The sequence below is a fragment of the Bradyrhizobium sp. KBS0727 genome (genome assembly GCF_005937885.2).
Lineage (GTDB): Bacteria > Pseudomonadota > Alphaproteobacteria > Rhizobiales > Xanthobacteraceae > Bradyrhizobium.
In genome coordinates this window covers 5,013,007-5,032,581 of record NZ_CP042176.1, presented here as the reverse complement: position 1 = coordinate 5,032,581, position 19,575 = coordinate 5,013,007, and the positions used below count along the sequence as shown (strand labels likewise).

At 59.5% G+C, this 19,575-nt stretch carries 19 protein-coding genes; 11 read left to right on the top strand and 8 right to left on the bottom strand.

The window, feature by feature from the left end:
• The first annotated feature begins 73 nt into the window (after positions 1-73).
• Both FFI89_RS23675 and FFI89_RS34545 read left to right on the top strand, forming a co-directional pair.
• Entirely contained in the window at positions 74-277 is a 204-nt protein-coding gene (locus FFI89_RS23675) for a hypothetical protein (RefSeq protein WP_138830013.1), read from the top strand.
• A 613-nt stretch (positions 278-890) separates the two neighbouring features.
• Entirely contained in the window at positions 891-1,067 is a 177-nt protein-coding gene (locus FFI89_RS34545; RefSeq protein WP_168213011.1) for a hypothetical protein, read from the top strand.
• 346 nt (positions 1,068-1,413) lie between these two features.
• Here the strand turns inward: FFI89_RS34545 and FFI89_RS23670 are convergent, their stop codons facing one another.
• From FFI89_RS23670 to FFI89_RS23660, 4 genes are all read right to left on the bottom strand, one after another.
• Positions 1,414-1,677, bottom strand: coding sequence for a hypothetical protein (locus tag FFI89_RS23670; RefSeq protein ID WP_138830012.1), 264 nt, complete (start codon positions 1,675-1,677; stop codon positions 1,414-1,416).
• A 246-nt stretch (positions 1,678-1,923) separates the two neighbouring features.
• Complete coding sequence (locus FFI89_RS23665; RefSeq protein ID WP_138830011.1) at positions 1,924-2,397, bottom strand: hypothetical protein; 474 nt, start codon at positions 2,395-2,397, stop codon at positions 1,924-1,926.
• Between the two features lie 996 nt (positions 2,398-3,393).
• Entirely contained in the window at positions 3,394-3,570 is a 177-nt protein-coding gene (locus FFI89_RS34540) for a hypothetical protein (protein ID WP_168213010.1), read from the bottom strand.
• Positions 3,571-3,802: 232 nt separating this feature from the next.
• Complete coding sequence (locus FFI89_RS23660) at positions 3,803-3,997, bottom strand: hypothetical protein (protein WP_138830010.1); 195 nt, start codon at positions 3,995-3,997, stop codon at positions 3,803-3,805.
• A 156-nt stretch (positions 3,998-4,153) separates the two neighbouring features.
• On the opposite strand from FFI89_RS23660, the gene FFI89_RS23655 reads away from it, so the two are divergent.
• Positions 4,154-4,690, top strand: coding sequence for a recombinase family protein (locus FFI89_RS23655; RefSeq protein ID WP_138830009.1), 537 nt, complete (start codon positions 4,154-4,156; stop codon positions 4,688-4,690).
• Positions 4,691-5,266: 576 nt separating this feature from the next.
• The gene (locus tag FFI89_RS23645; RefSeq protein ID WP_138830007.1) at positions 5,267-5,896 is read left to right on the top strand and encodes an NYN domain-containing protein; all 630 of its coding nucleotides are present in this window, start codon (positions 5,267-5,269) and stop codon (positions 5,894-5,896) included.
• 231 nt (positions 5,897-6,127) lie between these two features.
• On the opposite strand, the gene FFI89_RS34535 is transcribed toward FFI89_RS23645, so the two are convergent.
• The 3 genes from FFI89_RS34535 to FFI89_RS23635 all read right to left on the bottom strand — a co-directional run bounded on the left by FFI89_RS34535 (position 6,128) and on the right by FFI89_RS23635 (position 7,109).
• The gene (locus FFI89_RS34535) at positions 6,128-6,298 is read right to left on the bottom strand and encodes a hypothetical protein (RefSeq protein WP_168213009.1); all 171 of its coding nucleotides are present in this window, start codon (positions 6,296-6,298) and stop codon (positions 6,128-6,130) included.
• Positions 6,299-6,581: 283 nt separating this feature from the next.
• Positions 6,582-6,764, bottom strand: a complete 183-nt coding sequence (locus FFI89_RS23640) for a hypothetical protein (protein WP_138830006.1) — start codon at positions 6,762-6,764, stop codon at positions 6,582-6,584.
• Positions 6,765-6,791: 27 nt separating this feature from the next.
• Positions 6,792-7,109 carry a GcrA family cell cycle regulator gene (locus FFI89_RS23635; protein ID WP_138830005.1) on the bottom strand — a complete coding sequence of 106 codons (318 nt, stop codon included), beginning with the start codon at positions 7,107-7,109 and terminating at the stop codon, positions 6,792-6,794.
• Positions 7,110-7,430: 321 nt separating this feature from the next.
• On the opposite strand from FFI89_RS23635, the gene FFI89_RS23630 reads away from it, so the two are divergent.
• The 3 genes from FFI89_RS23630 (at position 7,431) to FFI89_RS23620 (ending at position 11,911) form a co-directional block, all read left to right on the top strand.
• Positions 7,431-8,459: an IS110 family transposase gene (locus FFI89_RS23630; RefSeq protein ID WP_138830004.1), complete on the top strand. Its 1,029-nt coding sequence runs from the start codon at positions 7,431-7,433 to the stop codon at positions 8,457-8,459.
• Between the two features lie 501 nt (positions 8,460-8,960).
• Positions 8,961-11,057: a molybdopterin-dependent oxidoreductase gene (locus FFI89_RS23625; protein ID WP_138830003.1), complete on the top strand. Its 2,097-nt coding sequence runs from the start codon at positions 8,961-8,963 to the stop codon at positions 11,055-11,057.
• A 71-nt stretch (positions 11,058-11,128) separates the two neighbouring features.
• A complete protein-coding gene (locus FFI89_RS23620) occupies positions 11,129-11,911 on the top strand; it encodes an enoyl-CoA hydratase/isomerase family protein (RefSeq protein WP_138830002.1) in 783 nt (260 codons plus the stop codon).
• 58 nt (positions 11,912-11,969) lie between these two features.
• Here the strand turns inward: FFI89_RS23620 and FFI89_RS23615 are convergent, their stop codons facing one another.
• Positions 11,970-13,244 (bottom strand): hypothetical protein, encoded by a 1,275-nt coding sequence (locus FFI89_RS23615; protein ID WP_138830001.1) that lies wholly within the window; start codon positions 13,242-13,244, stop codon positions 11,970-11,972.
• A 1,225-nt stretch (positions 13,245-14,469) separates the two neighbouring features.
• On the opposite strand from FFI89_RS23615, the gene FFI89_RS23610 reads away from it, so the two are divergent.
• The 4 genes from FFI89_RS23610 to FFI89_RS23590 all read left to right on the top strand — a co-directional run bounded on the left by FFI89_RS23610 (position 14,470) and on the right by FFI89_RS23590 (position 19,413).
• Positions 14,470-15,519 (top strand): ArdC family protein, encoded by a 1,050-nt coding sequence (locus FFI89_RS23610; protein WP_138830000.1) that lies wholly within the window; start codon positions 14,470-14,472, stop codon positions 15,517-15,519.
• A 255-nt stretch (positions 15,520-15,774) separates the two neighbouring features.
• Positions 15,775-16,800, top strand: a complete 1,026-nt coding sequence (locus tag FFI89_RS23605) for a toprim domain-containing protein (RefSeq protein ID WP_138829999.1) — start codon at positions 15,775-15,777, stop codon at positions 16,798-16,800.
• Between the two features lie 341 nt (positions 16,801-17,141).
• Positions 17,142-18,080, top strand: coding sequence for a DUF2493 domain-containing protein (locus FFI89_RS23600; RefSeq protein ID WP_138829998.1), 939 nt, complete (start codon positions 17,142-17,144; stop codon positions 18,078-18,080).
• 1,009 nt (positions 18,081-19,089) lie between these two features.
• Positions 19,090-19,413, top strand: coding sequence for a DUF736 domain-containing protein (locus FFI89_RS23590; RefSeq protein ID WP_074816318.1), 324 nt, complete (start codon positions 19,090-19,092; stop codon positions 19,411-19,413).
• Positions 19,414-19,575: the final 162 nt, after the last annotated feature.

The following is a 19,575-nucleotide window of genomic DNA, read 5'->3' as shown; positions in this document are numbered from 1 at the left end:
CGGTCGCCGGCCCCGTGCCCCGACGCCGGTTCGCCGGCCCGCGTTGGAGGCCTGTGTGATAGGACATGATTTCGTGACAGACACCGCTACCTTGCTGGCAACGTTTGCGGGCGCCTTGATTCAAGTCGCGATTGGTGTCGGCTTCAGTGTCGTAGCCGGTCCCATGCTGGTCTTTACGTCTGGAGCGAAAGCCGCCGTGCCAACGCTGCTTGCGCTCAATGTCGTGGTGTCATGCATCGGCATGTCTGGCTTTCGGGTGGAAAATGGGGGGCGGTGATCGGTCAATCGATCGGGGCTACCTTGGTCGGAATTTTGATTGGAGTCGTGACGTTCCCTTACCTCTCTGAATCATTTGTAACGGCCGCGATGGCCTCATATTGCTTGTCAGTTCGTTACCTGGATGGACATCGCAGAGATACGAGGGCTGGAAGACCATCGCGGGGATGGGGGCGACGTCAGGAATAGCGACGTCGTGGACGGCCACCCCGGGTCCGGTGATGGCGCTCGGTCTCATTATGGCCGGTTCGCTCGCCGCCTACTGCATAGCGCTTGGCCTACTGGGCCGAACTGTATGGAGCGCCATCGCAACAGCGCCACAAACGGTGCCGTTGGTCGCCGCGACCGTGATCGGAAGCCTGTTCGGTCTTCTGATCGGTCCACGCCTCCCGTCGCCAGTCGTTGTTCCGGCAATCCGCCTTTTCTCTGCCGTTGCTGGGTTCGTTCTCCTGGCGCGAGCCATCACAAGCCGATGTCGAAATTCATCGGGCGTCGGTCAGCGGCGCTGAGCGCGCAATTATGCCGCGAGGGTCTGGCCTCGAAAATCCGCTGAAAAGTCCACCCCGGACAAGACGTCATCAGCTGGACCTATCCCGACCAAGCCGACCCACGTCGTGATCGCGCCGACGGATGTGTTCGAAAGGCTCGCTGGACAAGGCGCGAAGCTTCAGCAGTTGCCCGCCGGCACGCTGCTGTCACTCGTCACAGCAGAGCAAGGCTGGACGTTGGTTGCCAAGGACGGGAAAACCATCGGCTACGTCGCAGACGCTCATCTGATGCGGGTACAGTAAAGCTTGAAATACACATATGCTAATTTGTAAAAGTCTGACGGTCGGCGATCGAAAAGTTCCGAGAGCGTTTTGCCTTGTGGTGAGGGTGGTCGGTCATTGGCCGACTTGTTCCGTAACCTCTCTTTTTAGAATTCGGTCATCGACATTCCCGGTAGTCCGCAAAGGCTTCGGGAGATTCATCCCGGTTAAAGCTTCGCTTTTCTCGTCGGCTCGGTAGAACGAGCCGACGATCCTCAAGTTCGAGCAGATCCGAGATCTTGCGGCGCAATGGGAGTTCGTACCGTCCGAATGAAGCTCGACCAATCTGGTTCGTCGGCGCTACAACAGAAGAAGTGCGATAAGCGCCTTACTGAATCGTTTTTAGGCCCAGTAAGGCCTCTAATCGCTCAATTGATTTAGCGAGCTTCACGGTTTCCCGTTTCAAGCCCACAAAACCTTGTTGCGAGCCTTGCTCGGCGATGTCGAGAATTTCTTGCCGAATGTAAGTCAGTCTCCTGCGCCAACTGTCTATTCGGATTCGATCAGCGAGTTTGGACGCAAAGAAATCGTCGACCGGCTTTTCATCCTTGACCAGTTCAGGAGTGGATGTATTGGGCTCATTTTGGGGCATCTTATCGCACCATCGTTCGATGATTCGACAGAAAGCTTCGCTGCTAAATGTGTCAAAGTTGGAGATTGGAACGAGGCTATCCTGCTTTCAGGAAACTGCTCCTGTCAGAGCGTTCGTAGATGTTCCGGGTACAGGAGTTGTTTGGTTGCAAGTACTCCTCCGTCTTCCGATCCAGTTCCAGCGCAGAGATCCGCTGGTGCTTCGCGCCCAGAAAGAAAAGAGACATTGTCGTCGCGGCTCGCCGAATCAAATCTCGCAGCCGGACAAGTCTAGGGCCTTACGCAGACCCCCAAACGCACTCAGCCGGCAAGGTATGGTGTCGGTGCCAACCTTTTGACGTTCGGTGATGGCAGCTCGCCCAATATTGGGGGTTGTTGGCCTCGGCTTGGGTAGAGCAGCGGCAGGAACTTTCGTCAATTTTTGAACAGGTGGATGGCGACTGATTGGCTTCAAAGTCTTAGGAGCATTGCTAGTGGCGGTCTGCGATGTAGAAATGCGGTCATCGACTTGAGGGGGCGGTGCCGGTGTGTCGGTGCTCGCATAGGCAACGTTAAGTCGATCAGTCTTCGCCAGCGCCCCAAGTGAATCGGGAATGGCGACTGTCTCGATACCGGGCTCACTGACCGCCGCTCCACGGCGCGGCGGAGTTCTGAGTTCCATTGCCGCCAGGACTCCTACACTCAACGGGATCAGCATGCCTAACAAAATCATTCTCAGCATGATGTCCTCCCGCATAGGACTAGCGCCAGTTGATGAATTCTCCAATGCAGTGAGGCAGCTTCGCGGCGATGGGGCTAAGAATATCATGCACTCGCGTAAGGCTTTTGAGCAAGGTTAATGGAATACATTTGGCCTGTATGGCTAGGGTGTGGCGATCAGCCCATTGGCCGTGGCGACGATCCAGCGGTTGCCCCAGCGCACGATCGATTCAATTTGGCCAACACCCGGCACGGTGTCACCAACCATTGCTGACCGGATTCCATCCGGTCCCTCGAGGATGGCTGTTCCACCTCGAACGTCGCGAACTGTCCAGCCCGCAATCGTAGCCGGGCGCGTCTCCGGTGCCGGGTAAAGTGGTTCGCGGGGGGAAATCGAGCCGGTGGGCAGATCTAGTGGAAGAGACGTAGCGGCCGTTCTGGAAGCCTGTCCATCAGTGCGGAGCATGGAGCCTGTCGATAAATTTGGAGCCTTGGTCGAACTATTGGACGCCGTACCAAGCGCCGCCTGCTTTCGAGCGCTTTCAGACTTGGGAGCTGACTTCATTTCGGTTCGAGGGGGAGACGTATTTGGTTGTGCTATAGAGGCGATGACGGTTGGCGTGCCATACCAAGTCGAGCCGCTCGCCCATCCCAGTCCAAACCCCAGCGCAAGCGCGCCCGCAACCGCAGAGCAAAGAACGTATACCGGGCCGGCATTGGGCCTCAAAAGGTGCAACGCGTCCGCCCGAATAGGACTGAGGTAGTCCGACAAATCCGCGTCCGCGGGGGGTGACGGTGGTTGACAGCTCGTCTCTTCTTCAAGCGAACCGATATGTTCAATACTGTTCGATGGCTGGACCTGCATGATCGTGACCCTCTGCGGTCATCGATGATCATGCCTAGGACTAAAGGAAATCTTAAGAAGTTTTGGCCGCTGGCGGGCAGGCCCGACCGCCAGCGGTTTTGCAGCCCATTGGCCGACTTCTTCCATAACAACGCATCCGCGAATCCGCCCGGCCTAAAAATGCCTTGTGGCCAGAAGGGCGAGCAGAACCGCGCCCGAGGTTGCACTGACCGCGACCATATTGATCAGATTTTGCGTTGCCACCGATGCCATTGATGCTGCGTGGGCCGGCGCCGGGCTGTTCCTGGATTTCTTGCGCTTCGCCTTTTGTGGCCTTGTCTTCGCACCCATTGCATTCCCCGAAGGATGGCGGGTCAGGCCGCTTGGCAGCCTGACCCTGACGCGTTCCCTGTCGAGGTTCGTCCCCGATCTGGGAGCCACCATGTCATGGGCTCCGCCGTGAAAGCTTAAGGGGCCTGGTAAACCAAAGCTGACAGAAGCTGATGGTTTATGAATTCGCGACTTCTGAGCACCGTGTCGCGAACCGGGCTCGCTGTAGTCAGCGCAGTCGATTTCGAGCGACTTAGGTGCCGCCCTTCTTCACGATCTGATATCCGTTAGCCGCCAGATCCAGCGGGATGGCCTTGGCGATGTGGGTGCTTTGGTCCGGCGCAATCCACTCATAATCGAGGTTCGGGCCGCCGTCGCCCTCAGGGTATTTGATAAAGGCCGTGTGAATTGCGTTCGTAATCAAAATTTCTATCGCGTTGGCCGACATGATGCCTCTCCAATATTGAGCAAAGCTATCGCATTATTTTGGGCAATGTCGCTCAGATTTCCTAAGGGTAGGCAAACGCAATTCGGTCACCGTGGCCGGTGGTTCGGCAAGTAAAACTCCAGCGCGTCACCTTTGCGTCACTCGGGAGCGAGACCGATGGCGGCCAATGCGCTCGTAGTCCGAAAAAATCAACTACCAACGTCCCAAAAGGCCCTTCCCGCCGCGCAGTACGTCCGTATGTCAACGGACTATCAGCGCTACTCGATCGAAAACCAGGCGGCTGCGATAGCGGCTTATGCGCAATTGCGCGATCTGTCGATCGTCTGCACCTACCGCGACGAAGGCGAGAGCGGCCTGAAGCTGAAAAACAGGGCTGGTCTGGCCCAACCCCTTGACGATGTTAGCTCTCACCAAGTCGATTTCGAGTACATCCTCGTCTACGACGTCACAAGACCCCTTGCCCGGCCAACAGCGCTGGACGGCCAGCTCTGGGCGACTGGGACGGCTTTGGGCCGGGACAAGCCACAGGGCCGGAAGGCAGGACCGGGAGCAGGGCCGCTTGCGCTACATCAAGATCGCCGTCATGCAACTTTTGTAGAGTACATATTGCCTTCATTCGCATCACTCGGGTCCCAAACGACCCGAGCGAGACACCCTTGTAAGTGCTTCGGAAGTCACGATCGCGATGTCTGACCAATTTCAAGTTTTTGAAGTGGTCTTGAATCGGCGCGGCCGAACATGGAGCTGGCGCGTGTGCACAACCGAAGGGGATGTCGTCATGCTGGGTTCGGAAAGCAGCCGAGCCGCTGCCAAATACAAAGCTGACAGGGCTCTCTTCCTGCTGCTGATGTCCGCCCCGTATCGATCGAAAGGTCGGCGCTGGTGGCAATCGTCACCATCCGGCGGTGGCAGGATCGCACCGGCAAGCGCGCCAAAATGTACCAGATGAACTTGTATTGATGGACGTCGAGATACAAGCATCTCTTTTTCTTTATACAAAGACTAATTGAAACTTAAAATATCTAGATGTAGACCGATTCCAATCTTGAAACCGGGCCTGGGGTCAAATTGGAGTTACCCCGGAAGAATGGGCTTGAGCGCTTTTGCCTTCGCTCGTTCGTATTTGGGATGCTTTAATCTTCACTTGCGATTTGATTGTCGAGCATCACTTGAGAGACCGCCTCAATCGCGACTTTCTTGTCTCTCCCAATATCCAAGCAGAGTTTGAATTAGCGGGGCTTGTCTGGTATCTACTTGTAAAAGGTCAGTATGCCATCTTCCTCCAGCAAGATTGCATTGTTCATCGATGGCGCCAATCTCTACGCGACATCCAAGGCGCTCGGTTTCGACATCGATTACAAGCGTCTGCTCAAGGAATTCCAAAGTCGCGGAACGCTGTTGCGCGCGTTCTACTACACAGCAATCATCGAAGATCAGGAATTCTCGTCGATCCGCCCCTTGATCGACTGGCTGGACTACAACGGCTACACCGTCATCACCAAGGCGACCAAGGAATTCATCGACGCTAGCGGCCGGCGCAAGGTGAAGGGTAACATGGACATCGAGCTTGCGGTCGACGCCATGGAACTCGCCGAACACATCGACCAGATGGTGCTGTTCTCCGGCGACGGCAACTTCCGCTCGCTGGTAGAGGCGATGCAGCGCCGCGGCGTCCTCGTCACCGTGGTCTCGACCATTTCCAGCCAGCCGCCGATGATTGCCGACGAACTGCGGCGGCAGGCCGATGTCTTCACCGACCTCGCGGAATTACAGTCGAAGATCGCCCGCGATCCGCCCGAGCGCCCGGCCCCGCGCGAACCGCGCCATCACACGCCGCATTCTCTGCAGCATGCGACCACGATGGCGCCGAGGAACGATGACGACGATTTCGACGAATGAAAGAGGCCGACGCTGTCGCGGCGCGGTATTGTTTTCGGCCGCTTTTAAAATGAAGCAGCTTTGCCCGTTGATGTGCGGCCATGAAAAGGGCCGCCAACAGCGGCCCGATCGGGCTCAAAATAGTTTCCGAAACAACAGAGAACTCTCAGCCCCGGAGCGACATTCTAACCATCATTCGCCGGAACCGCCTAGCCGAAATATAATTCAGGCCCGAAGAGCATGACGGGCGTTTTAGGCCGCCGCCTGGTCTTCCTTGTCAGTCCCCCGCGCAACAATCAGATCGAGCGGCTTGTCGGCGACCTGGCAATGGCCGTCGAGCGCGGCGATGTCAGGCCGGACAAGGTATTCAAGGGTCGCGTGCAGGCCGTGGCAGATCGGCTGGTGATCTTGATCGCTGATCATGATCGCGGGGCGCTCAATTGAAAACCCGCTTTGCCATTTCATCGAATGGGACAGCAGTGCTGGCTTGAAGAGCGTCGCCCCCAGTCACACGTCATAAGGATCGGGGATCGTTGGCCCGACACACTGGCAACGCACCCACCGCCTCATTGAAGGTCGCGTGCGTCCAAACAAGAGCGAGCACGGGCTGCGTTCGAGTACCGCTCGACACAGTACCTCTACGTAAACGCAACGGCACGAGCCGTCGAGGGAGACCTTGGCGGCTTTTTGCGTGTGGAATCATGCTCTAGTCTTCGTCCGGCTCGCGCACGACCGGCGGTTCGTCGGCGCGGTCCTCTTCCTCTTCATCCTCGTCGTCCTCGTCGTCTTCATCAGGATGATCTCGGGGCGGCATCGTGTTGCCCATGATCACAAAGGGACTCCAGTCGATCAACCTGGTGGAAAATTCCTCGGGGACGCGTGGGGTCATGTTGTTTGCTCCTCCCAAGGCAAGGCATCATCGAAGCAGTCGCGCAGTGTTAGCGGCGGCCTCAGCCAGCATCTCGCAGAGCTGGCGCTTGGTGAATTCCTTAGGCTTTGGCTTGTGTGAAGACATCACCTTTTCCACCGGGCGGTGACATGCCGCCAACGATGGCCTCGCTATGATCTTGGGATTGGCGGTCGGCGGCTTGTGACCGCGCTTCAGACCCATGCGCAGCAACTTGGCGCAGACAGCGTTACGGCTATATCCGAGGCGATGCGCGATTTGCGCGGCGCTCTGTCCTGCGGTCCAGAGTTGTTTCAGCGTTGCGAGGTCTTTTGCATCCCAACTCATGGCAGATACCTATACACCGATGGCCGACTACCGGCTAGTCGGTCGCGCCTGCGTCGTTCAGGCGCGGTTTTCGTGTAGAGATTTGAGGGACCTCATCGCAGGACGCAAAACTCATAGGCGACTTCCGTAGCGCGACTGGAGATACCCGAATCGTCAATTGCTTCGCGTTTTAGGATTGCATCACAAATTCGTACTGACGCAACTTTCGACTTTTTCAACATGGGGTAATTCCGGGATCGAGCCAGACAAAGGCAAGGGAATCAGCTCTCCAGGAACGTATGAGGCCAGCCTCATGTGGCCTCGCAACGATGGAGGGCAGCAATGGAATACTATGTCGGACTGGACGTATCGTTGAAGCAGACATCGATCTGCGTGGTGGACCAGACGGGGGCGGTCGTGCGAGAGGGCGTGGTCGAGTCAGATCCTGAGGCGATCGCAGTTTACGTGAGGTCAAAGGCGCCGGATGCAGTACGCATCGGCCTCGAGACCGGACCGACGTCAACCTGGCTATGGACCGAGCTTAAGCAGCTTGGCCTCCCAGTGATCTGTATCGACGCGCGCCATGCCAAGGCGGTGCTCAAGATGCAGATCAACAAAAGCGACCGCAACGATGCAATCGGGATCGCCCGCATCATGCAGACCGGCTGGTTCAAAGAGGTGCACGTCAAGGATATCGACAGCCACTCGGTCAGGGCGCTACTGGCCAGCCGGGCGCTGCTGGTCAAGATCAAGCGTGATCTCGAGAACCATGTTCGCGGCCTTCTGAAGAACCTCGGTCTCGTCATCGGCCGTGCCAAGTTCAATGTCTTTGCCGTGCGAGCCGAGGAGTTGATCGAGGGCCGTCCTGAGCTGATAGCTGCGATCAGACCGCTGCTCGAAGCGCGCAATGCCGTCGGGCAGCAGGTCAGCGAACTTGACCGCAAGGTTATGAAGCTGGCTCGCCATGATGCGCAGGTCCGCCGGTTCATGACGGTGCCTGGGATCGGTCCGATCACCGCGCTCGCCTTCAAGGCAACGATTGACGATCCGGCACGTTTTGCGCGGTCGAGAAGCGTCGGTGCTTATGTCGGGCTGACCAGTAGACGCCACGCCTCCGGGGAGGTCGATTGGTCGGGCCGAATCTCTAAATGCGGTGACGCCATGCTGCGAAGTTACCTGTTTGAAGCAGCCGGGGTTCTGCTGACGCGCGTCCCGAAGTGGTCCGCCGTGAAGGCCTGGGGAGTAAGGCTCGCCAAGCGCAACGGGCTCCGCAAGGCTAAGGTTGCAGTCGCACGTAAGCTCGCGGTCATTCTGCATCGCATGTGGATCGATGGAACCGAATTCAACTGGTCGAAGGAGATTGCTGCCTAGCGAAGGCATTACCGAGATCCTGCCGAACGGGCGGGAAAAGACGTCCCTGCCGGGACGATGGCGATGGTGAGTTCGCCCGATTCTTTGCGTGCATCCGAAAGGCCGACCGCGATTTCAACATTGAACCGCCAGCGTCACCTTACGCCATCATGCGGAGGGCTTACCCCTACCGCGGAGAGAACAGTGGGCCCGGCAAGGATGATCGCTAGAGAGCTTGACACCCAGACCCGGAATTAGAGAACAGTATCGGCGCAAAGCTGCCGTTGGGATGTGCGACTTAGATTTCGTTGGCCTTCATTGGCTGGACCTAGCTCAAACTTCCCCATGATGGATTGGATCGACTGAGCGTGCGAAGGTTTGCCAATCGTGAAAATACCCGTTGTGTTTCAATGCATCATTTTGGGGCTCAAAACTTGTCTAACATATTGATACGGAAGGATTTTTAATCTTCCTTGAGAAAGTCCTTCGGCGGCCGAAACATTTGATGTTACCTATGGTGACATGAACCAGCACGCCAAGGTCGACATCCGCCATTCCACCTGTCCGCACGATTGCCCGTCGGCCTGCGCGCTCGACATCGAGGTGATCGAAGGCCGCAGCATTGGCCGGGTGCGGGGCTCCAAGCAGCAGACCTATACCGCGGGCGTGGTCTGCGCCAAGGTCGCGCGCTATGCCGAGCGCATTCATCATCCCGACCGGCTGCTCTATCCGATGCGCCGCACCGGACCGAAGGGCTCGGGCCAGTTCGCGCGAATTTCCTGGGACGAGGCGCTGGACGAAATCGCCGCCCGCTTCGATTCCGCCGAGCGCGAATTCGGCGCTGAATCGGTCTGGCCGTATTATTACGCCGGCACCATGGGACTGGTGATGCGCGACGGCATCAACCGCCTCGCCAACGTGAAGAAATATTCGCGCTTCTACTCTACCATCTGCGCCAACATTGCGCGCGTCGGATTTGCCATCGGCACCGGCAAGATCGCCGGCGTCGATCCGCGCGAGATGGGTGTCTCCGACCTGATCGTGATCTGGGGCACCAATCCCGTCAACACCCAGGTCAACGTGATGACGCATGCGATGCGCGCCCGCAAGGAGCGCGGCGCGAAGATCGCGGCGATCGACGTCTATAACAACGAAACCATGAAGCAGGCCGATATCAAGATCCTGCTCAAGCCCGGTACCGACGGCGCCTTCGCCTGCGCCGTCATGCATGTGCTGTTCCGCGAGGGCTATGCCGACCGGGCCTATCTCGCAGAGTATACCGACTGTCCCGACGAACTGGAGGCGCATCTGGCGACCCGCACGCCGGAATGGGCGTCGGCGATCTCGGGCGTGCCGGTCGAGGAGATCGAGGCGTTTGCGCGCGCGGTCGGCCAGACCCAGCGTACGTTCTTCCGCCTCGGCTATGGCTTTACCCGCAGCCGCAATGGCGCCGCGCAGATGCACGCTGCGCTGTGCATCCCGGCGGTGACCGGTGCCTGGCAGTACGAGGGCGGCGGCGCGTTCTTCAACAATTTCGCGATCTGGAAGTTCAACGAGTCCATCATCGAGGGTCATGACGCGCGCGACAGCTCCGTCCGGGTGCTCGACCAGTCCAGGATCGGACGCATCCTGACCGGCGATGCCGTGGCGTTGAAAAATGGCCCGCCGGTCAAGGCGATGCTGATCCAGAACACCAACCCGATGACGGTGGCGCCGGAGCAGGCGCTGGTACGCCAGGGCTTTGCGCGCGAGGACCTGTTCATGGTGGTGCACGAGCAGTTCATGACCGAGACCGCCCAAATGGCCGACATCGTGCTGCCCGCCACCATGTTCATGGAGCACGACGATCTCTATTACGGCGGCGGCCATCAGCATATTTCGGTCGGCGCCAAGCTGATCGATCCGCCCGGCGAGTGCCGCTCCAACCACGAGGTTTTGCAAGGTCTCGGTCGCCGCCTCAAGGCGGTGCATCCCGGCTTCGAGATGACGCCGCGCGAACTGATCGACGCGACGCTGAAGCAGAGCGGCCACGGCGATATCGAAAGCCTGGAGAAGGATTTGTGGCGCGACATCCAGCCGGATTTTCGCACCTCGCATTATCTCGACGGCTTCGCGCATGCCGACAAAAAATTCCACTTCAAGGCCGACTGGGCGCATCCGCCCTTCGGTATGCCCGGCATGGGCCCCTGGGCGGAAATGCCCGCGCTGCCGGACCACTGGAGGATCATCGAGGAGGCGGACGAGGCGCATCCGTTCCGGCTCGCGACCAGCCCGTCGCGCAGCTTCCTCAACACCAGTTTCAATGAAACGCCGTCGTCGATCGCGCGTGAGGGGAACCCGTCGGTGATGATTCATCCCGCGGATGCTGCAGCGCTCGGGATCGCCGATGGCGAGGCCGTGACGCTCGGCAACACGCGCGGCGAAACGACGCTGACCGCCAAATTGTTCGACGGCGTGCGCCGCGGCGTACTGATCGCCGAATCCATTCAGCCCAACAAGGCCCATATCGGCGGCCGCGGCATCAATATGCTGACCGGGGCCGAGGAAGTGGCACCGGTCGGCGGGGCGGCGTTCCACGACAACAAGGTTTGGGTGAAGAAGGCCGCGCTCGCGGGATAAATCCCGCTTGCAGTCCACCGCCATCCTGCCGCAAATGTTCGCCAACCAATAGCGAACAAGTGAGTGGGACAATGACCGATACGAACAGCGTGATACGCGAGAAGCGCGGGCAGGCGCTCTGGATAACCATCAACCGGCCCGACAAGCGCAACGCCATCAATGCCGACGTCGTCGCCGGCATCGCCCGCGGTTATCGCGACGCCCATGACGACAAGGAGGTCCGCGTCATCGTGCTGACGGGGGCGGGCGACAAGGCGTTTTGCGCCGGCGCCGACCTGCAGAACAGCGGCGCCGCTTTTGCAATGGATTTTTCCCGGCCGAATGTCGACTACGCGGATCTGTTGCGGCTGTCGCAGAATGCCACCAAGCCGGCGATCGCGCGCGTCGGCGGCGTCTGCATGGCCGGCGGTATGGGCCTGCTGTGCATGACCGACATGGCGGTATCAGCCGATCACGTCATCTTTGGACTACCCGAGGTCAAGGTCGGCGTGTTCCCGATGCAGGTTCTCAGCCTGTTGCAGACGATCGCGCCAAAACGTCTCGTCAACGAATGGTCGCTGACCGGCGAGCCGTTCGACGCCCATGCAGCCCAGGCTGCCGGACTCCTGAACTATGTGGTGCCCGCGGCCGAGCTCGACGCCAAGGTCGACTGGCTGATCGGCCGCATCGTCGACAAGTCGCCGACCGCGATCCGCCGCGGCAAATACGCCATGCGGGCCATCGCCTCGATGTCGTTCGACGAAAGCATCGCCTATACCGAAAGCCAGATCGCGTTGCTGGCGATGACGGAAGACGCCAAGGAAGGCTTAAAAGCATTCAGCGAAAAGCGAAAGCCGTCGTGGCCGGGCAAATAGCCTGTGTAACCAGCAGTTCGTAGCTGAGCCTTTCAGGCCCGCCAGGTGAATCAATCATTTAGGTCACGTTGGGCGGTCGTTCCAAGGTACGACAATGAGTCGCTTTTGTTCGCTCTTCACGACGCTTCTTGGAGCCAGCAATCAATTGCTTGCGCGTGCGTTTGGCATAGGTTGGCAGTTGATGTGAGGAACGATGGCGAGCCGCCGTGCGCAATTCGGCATCTGTAAGGTCGCTATCCGCGCCTTCAGTAAAGCCGCCATGACGGAAGGAAGTAAACGAGAGTTCGCCTCGTAGCTGAGCTGACACGACTATCTTTTTTACGACCCTCCGCAGGTAACGAAGGTCCTTGCGTTCCGTGATCCAAGGAAGTTGATCGCGTGACCTGCGATGCTCGTGATCGCGCCGAAAGACCAAGCCCGAAGCCGTCGTTGCCTTGATGGCATCGAGCTCCGCCATTAATTCGGGGAAAAGGGGTTCGCCGGTTTCATCAAACAGGGGCCACCAGGCTTCTTCGCCATTCTTCGGATGCACGATTTTCACGCTGTTCGGCCGCTCTTTAGGCCGATAGTGCGAGACTTCAAAAGCTCCAAACACGTGCTCTTGCCGCTGCAACCATTCCCAGGTCAACAACGCAGCCGTCGCGACCGAGCGATATCCGAGCCTGTTGGCGGCCAATCTAAACGCAACGAGTTCATCCCAAGTTGCCGTCGGTGTCTCACGTACTGGCCGGCCACGAGGGCGTGTTTTAAGGCCCATGCGTGAGAATGGATTGACTGTCGGTACTTCCTCTTCCTGAGCGCGTTGACCAACAAACCAGGCTCGCCGGCAAGCGGTCATGGATGCATTTGCAGCACGGCGACGTTCACGCGTCACGATGTTGCCGTCCGCGTCTTGGTCCTTCACAACGAGCAGCTTGGCGTAAATCGCGTCGACAAATCGTTTTGTGAAGTCAGAAATCTGCTTCGAGCCGGCACGGCTGCCATCTTTCAGCTTTTGGTTGGCAAAGAGCGCGAGCCCTCGTTCGTAAAAGCGCTGGGTGTTATGGTCAATTTCGCCCCATTTGCGATTCGTTTTGAAGATGCTGACCAGCCAATCAAAACTTCCAGGAACTGGAGAGGCCGGGATCATGTCGGTCAGTCCTCTTGAACGCCAGCTGTCAAAGGCGGGTAGGAGCACATTATTGGCTCGATCTACGGCGGCCGCATGTTCCTGTCCGAGCGCCGCGGCCTGGACGTGGCAGCCCTGCTTGCGTGCCCAACTGGGCGGCTCAAAGAAGTATGCCCATTGACCACCCCTTAATGGCTTGCGTCGGCAGTAGCGGGGAAGCTTCATTGTGGTGGAGGTCGCTTTATACGAGCGTGGCTAAGTCTTGTCCTTCTGGATGGTCAGGACTCGCAGCCAAGGCTCGCGCTGTTAGTTTATCGATCGTTGCCTTCGACCAGACCGGCTCTCTGGCGCGCCCAACGCCGTGATAGCCGATTGGCGGTGGTGCTTCCCCGCGGCCCACAGCGCGCGCGAGTTCAGCTGTATCGCGGTAATCCAGGTAGGCTGCGGCCATATCGGCGCGCATGAGCGCAGGCCACGTACCGGTCGGTGGATAGCGGGCCGGAAGGGCGAGGCGACGTGTCATGAGGGTCGGCTCGTGCGTCAATGGATCAGTTGTCTCATTCGTATCACCGACGAAATCGCATATTCTTTTTGCGCATAGTCGCCGGTGCGCGGTCGTAGAAGAACGAGCCCAGGCATTTGGTTCGCTCTCTCTGCCGCAGTTCTTGCTTGCATGCGTGTTTGCCGCTTTAGCCAATCGGCCCTTCCGACCTAGAGAGCGAGAAGACCTCCGCGAAATTTAGGCTCCCAGAAGCCGGGGCGGAAATCGCGTGATCTGGAGTGCAAATAGGATGGGTACAAAGAGGGGCGGTCGCGGCTCACCCGCACGGTCGCACCGACGGCTAACGCCGACTTCAGTGGCACCAGCTTTGCGATGGGCGAAGCACAATGCTGATCAATATATCGCTCGGTCCACTTTGGACGACCGAGGGTCACCATTGACAGGACCGTCGATCGCAAAGGGGCAGGGACTAGATCGCGGGTACATTTCTAAGCGCTCATGTCTGCCCGCTGGGGGAGAGTCATCTGCTCTTGGAAGACTATCAACGATCAATCCGACAGATCTGTTGCTCGCCTTACATCGAGACCGCGATAGGTGTTCTCCTTGTCGGAATGGCAGGCAGCCCTCCTGTAGTGTTGTTGGCCGGTCGCAACCGCAGTCGGATCCTGGACCCGCTTGAATGCGATGCTGCAAGGAGGTTCCAGCGACTGCCTCTTTGGTATCGCGGCCGGCGTATGTCTCGACTTGTCCGACGCAAACCGCTTGTCCCGTCGTCTTTGTGTTTGGTGGCTCTCAGAGAGGGATTTCTGGGGGCATTGATGAGCGGATCGACCCGGCGGCTGCCTTGGTTCCCGCGGCGCGATGGAAGAGTAAGAGGGACGGCCGGGTTAGCCGTGACGGGTTCATGGCCGCGAGAGAGGCTTGCGGCGCCCGTCGCGGAGAACCGCGATGCCCAGACATGCTTTGAAGGCCCGGACCGGCACCGACCGGACTAGTTTCTATGACGACGTCACCCGTAAAATTATTGCCGAACTGGAGGTTGGGCGCGTGCCCTGGGTCCGGCCCTGGAGAACGGCTGCGGCCAACGCGCCGTTTGCGATGCCTCATAACGCTGCGTCGCGTCGGCGATATAATGGTATCAACGTCCTGATTCTTTGGGGCGCTGTGGCGGAACGGGGGTTTTCAGGCCAGAGCTGGCTCACCTTCCGTCAGGCATTGTTGCTCGGTGGCTGCGTCCGCAAAGGTGAACGCGGTACGTCCATTGTCTATGCTGACCGCTTCGTGCCCGCCGAAGAGTTGAAGCGGGCGAGATTGCTGGGTGAAGAAGCTCAAGCGCTTCCATTCCTTAAGCGCTTTACGATCTTCAACACCGATCAGTGTGACGGCCTGCCCAGTAACCTCTCGAGCATTGCGCCTCCGCCTTATGCAGTCGAGCCGCAGGTCGAAGCGCTGATCCGTGCGACCGGCATCGACTTCCGCATCGGCGGCGACCGTGCCTTCTACTGTCCGCCTGAAGACTACGTTCAGTTGCCGCCTCCAGCTGCTTTCTTCGAGCCGATCAATTGGCACCGGACCGCTCTGCATGAACTGGCGCATGCCAGCGGGCATTCGTCTCGGCTCAACCGGGATTTGTCGGGCGCTTACGGTACTCCAAAATACGCCTTCGAGGAGATCATCGCCGAGATTTCGGCCGCGTTTTGCTGTGCGTCGCTCGGCATTTTGCCCACGGTGCGGCACGCGGACTATATCGGCTCATGGCTCGAGGTGCTGCGCGAGGATAATCGCGCGATCGTGCGGGCCGCTTCGCAAGCCAGCCGGGCCGCCAACTTTCTCCTTGGATTTCTACCCGATCTCGCGGCGGGCTCGACGACCTTGGCTGCCGATCACGACGGGTGCGATGTGGATCCGGTGCTTGCAGAGAGAGTGAGAGGGCAAACGGGTTTCTGTGACGAGCCGAAGGCCGAGAGAGGCCTGCGGCCGCCTGTTATGGAGATCTGAGATGACCAGGACTATCCAAAGGATCAGTTTGTCGTCCTCTTGCGAAATTTCCTTCAACAAGCCGGCGCTGAACCCATCGACCATCCACCGGGCGACCGCGGATGATTCGATCGGACAACTGGCTGAGAGCAACACGCGGCATACGTTACTTCAGAGTTTCAATGTTTGCGCAGTGGCTATGGAGGGCTGCGTAGCCGACGTTGGTGTCCCGATCAGGGGACTGCTGTGCGTTCGCATCGTGTGGGAGGTCACGTGATGCAGCGCGAGGCCTCCGAACTTGTACACCGTCTCGCGCGTGATGCCGAGGCGGTGTGTCGCTACTATCTTTCGAATGGAAGGCGGCAGGGGAGTTACTGGCTGGTTGGCGATGTCAGAAACACACCGGGCCGCTCCATGTTCGTCCGGCTAAGGGAATCCCCGCAACGACCAGCCGGAAAATGGACAGACGCTGCGACGGGCGAGCACGGCGATCTGCTCGACATCATCCGTCAAAGCTGCGGTCTCCTTGATTTCCGCGACGTCGCGGACGAAGCCCGCCGGTTCCTGAATCAGCCTCGCCCCGATCTCGAGCCGGAATCGGGGATCGCTCGCACCGCAGCCCGGAGCGGGGCACCCGAAGCGGCGCGGCGGCTGTTCGCCATGTCTCGGTCGATCTTCGGGACGATCGTGGAGGCGTATTTGAGTCGTCGTGCCATCTCGAACGTGCGCCATGAAGGTAGCTTGCGCTTCCATCCGCGCTGCTACCATCGGTCCGCCGAAGACTCGCCGCCCGAAATCTGGCCGGCGATGGTCGCGTGCGTCACGGATCTCGACGGCCGAATCACCGGCGTGCACCGCACTTGGCTTGATCCGGAGCGCATCTGTAAGGCGCCGATCGACACGCCCAGGCGAGCGATGGGCAATCTGCTCGGCAACGCAGTCCGCTTTGATCAGGCGGACGATGTGCTTGCTGCCGGCGAAGGCATCGAAACCGTGTTGTCGTTGCGCTGCCCTTTACCGGCATTGCCAATGGCCGCCGCACTTTCAGCAAGTCACCTGGGCGCCATGTTGTTCCCGCGCACGCTGCGCCGGCTCTATGTCGCTCGCGATAGGGATGCAGCCGGAGATGCGGCGGTTACAGTTCTAACGCGGCGCGCAGAGGCGGCCGGCGTTGAGGCAATCGTGCTGTCGCCGCAGTCGAAAGACTTCAACGACGACCTGCGGAATTCCGGCATCGACGCCCTGAGTGCAGCGTTGCGCATTCAACTCGCCCCTGAAGATGTGGCCCGATTCTTGATATGAGGGTCTGGATGGACATAAGCCGACGAAGCTGGTGCCGGGCTCTGACGGTGCGTCGTCAATTGCTGAAGCGCCTCCTTTTCGAACAAGGCCACGCTTACGGCCTTCTTGAGAGGGCGACCCTGCGGCAAGCAGCCCGGCCACGCAATGGCGGGAGCCGGCTATTTTCCGTCGCGCCCTAAAGGGCGCTTTACATCGCGAGGCAAAATAGCCGGCTCCCGCCATCCTTCGCTTCGCTGCGGCCGCTGTCGCTGCGCTCGGCGGTGCAGGTCCGGTCCGCCCGCCGCCGTTTGTCGCCATGAAGGCCGCGATGAGCGCGGCCGATCCGACCAAGGAGAACCGCCATGACGATCGAGCGCGTCGAGACCGACAACGAGCAGCCATACGCCATATCAGCGACTGATCACGTCCTTACCGAACTTCAACTTCACGGCTATCGCCCGTTCCAGGACGAGCCGGACCCGAGACCGCTGCCCGAAGCCCGTATCGTCGTGGCCGCCGTCGCTGACATTTTCGATGCCTTCATCGCGAGCTTGAGCGAAACACGCCTCGAACCTGACCTTGAGGACCTGTTGTGGTCGACCGTCAATCTCTTCCACCGCGCCAACGAGCGCATCGAACGCGAACTCGACGACAACGAACAGGCGCAGAAGCGCAGCCAACGCGATCAGGACGGCTCCGAAATCCGTTCGGTCGAACTGGAGCGTCTCACGGCCGAGGGCATGACGCTGATCGAGCGGCGTAACAGCATGGAGTACTTCCGCGACCAGGCGGCCGATCACTTTGCACGTCATACCGGATCGCACTGGCATCCGCGCAGCGGTTCGTTGGTGAACCACCGCGCCATGACTTCGGCTGTCATCGACAGTCGTGACTTCCTCGCCGCTAAACGCCGGGCCGAGACCGAGGTGCTATTGCCCGCCGGGCCGAAGATCGCCTTCACCGGCGGCCTGGACTGCAATGATCATCGCCTAATCTGGGACAAGCTCGATCAGGTCCACGCCAAACATCCGGATATGGTTCTCTTGCACGGCGGTTCACCGAAGGGCGCCGAACGTATCGCCGCCCGCTGGGCCGACCACCGCAAGGTTCCGCAAATCGCATTCAAACCCGACTGGACCAGACACGCCAAGGCAGCACCTTTCAAGCGCAACGATGAGATGCTCGACGTGCTGCCGATCGGTGTCATCGTCTTCCCCGGCACCGGTATTCAGGAGAACCTGGCTGATAAGGCACGGAAGCTCGGCATCCCCGTCTGTAGATTCGGCAACGGCGGCGCGTGAGTGCCACCGTCTCCAGTTTGAGCTGCTATCCATCGAACCAGCAGAGCTGGCAATAACCGCTCTGCTGGTTATAGCGAACTGGACCGCACGTGTTCGGCCCGCCTATTCCGGCCGAAACTTGGCTCGCCAGCCCGGCCGCAAGGGATTCCAAACGCGGACAGTATTGGCTATTCTTGGGACCGCGCCGTGGCGGTGGTGGAAGGCGCGACCCTTGCAACCTTTGTCACGGGGAGCCATCACCCTGCTCATCATCGCCGTTCTTCTTGATGTCGTTGGGCTCGGCATTTTCTGCTGGCACTGTTCGCGCTCGCAACCCATGCATTGCCGTTCTTCCTCGGTATGTCCGTGAGGATCCATTCATTTCAAGCCGGAGCAGGTCCGTTCGGTGCCATCGTCGTTAGCTTCGCCAGGGCCAGTTCACACTCGCGGTCGGGCAGTACGCCTTCTCGATCGCGCGCTCTCCGATCGGGGCGGGTGACTATGCATGTCTGTCGTCTCTCGGCTGGCATGACGGTGATATCTGGTCGTCGTTGCCGATCGCGACATCGCGGTGCTCTCGCTCACTTCGATTGAGCCGGATGATCTCTTCGGCCGATTGCAGCCCTGCGGTCACCGGCACATGCGCCGACTTCTGTCTGCTCGGTAGCAACGGGCCGCCTTTCTGCACGCCAGGCTTCCTTTTCCTTCGCCGGGAAGGCGGGGCTTCTTGTGTGAGCCGATTGTCCGCTGGCACGTCTCCGAAATGCTGTTTGGCGCCCGCGAGCACCTAGCCTCTCATTGGCTTGATCTGGCCGAAGGCCGGCTGCGCCTCGATCGCCTGAACCGCAATGGCGGCGGCGAGACTTTCTTCCCCTGGGCTTCGCCCATTCCTCGCGAGGCAAGAAAGTCTCACCGCCGCCATCCTCCGCTGCGCTTCGGCCTTGGGGTGCGGCGTCGATCGCCTTCAGCTTTCAGATCGCCATCGAGGCCGCGGTGGTCGCGGAGCTCGAAAACAGCAAGGAGAAGTGACATGGCTAACATCGGCTCATTCAAGAAATCCGGCCAGGAATTCCAGGGCGAGATCGTCACCCTGAGCCTTCAGACCAGGGGCGTCCGCATCGTCCCCGAGACTGACAGGACCAACGACAACGCGCCTAGCCACCGGGTCTATGTCGGTCGCGCCGAGATCGGGGCTGCCTGGTCGAAGCGCTCCACCGAAGGCCGCGATTATCTCTCGGTCAAGCTGGACGATCCGAGCTTCAACGCTCCGATCTACGCCAACCTCTTCGACGACGAAGACGCCGAGACCTTCACCCTCATCTGGTCCCGCAGCCGCAAGCCGAATGGCGACTGAGGCTCATTTCGCCCCGCCCGAGTTCCTGGGGCGGGGCTTTTTTGCTTTAAAGTCCGCTCACGGCAGTCACATACCTTGATGTGGATGCCGTGGGCTTGGGCGCGCGCATCGCGCGCGATAGGCTTCAACGCGTTCGCCCCCCCAAACGACGTTGTTGGTGAG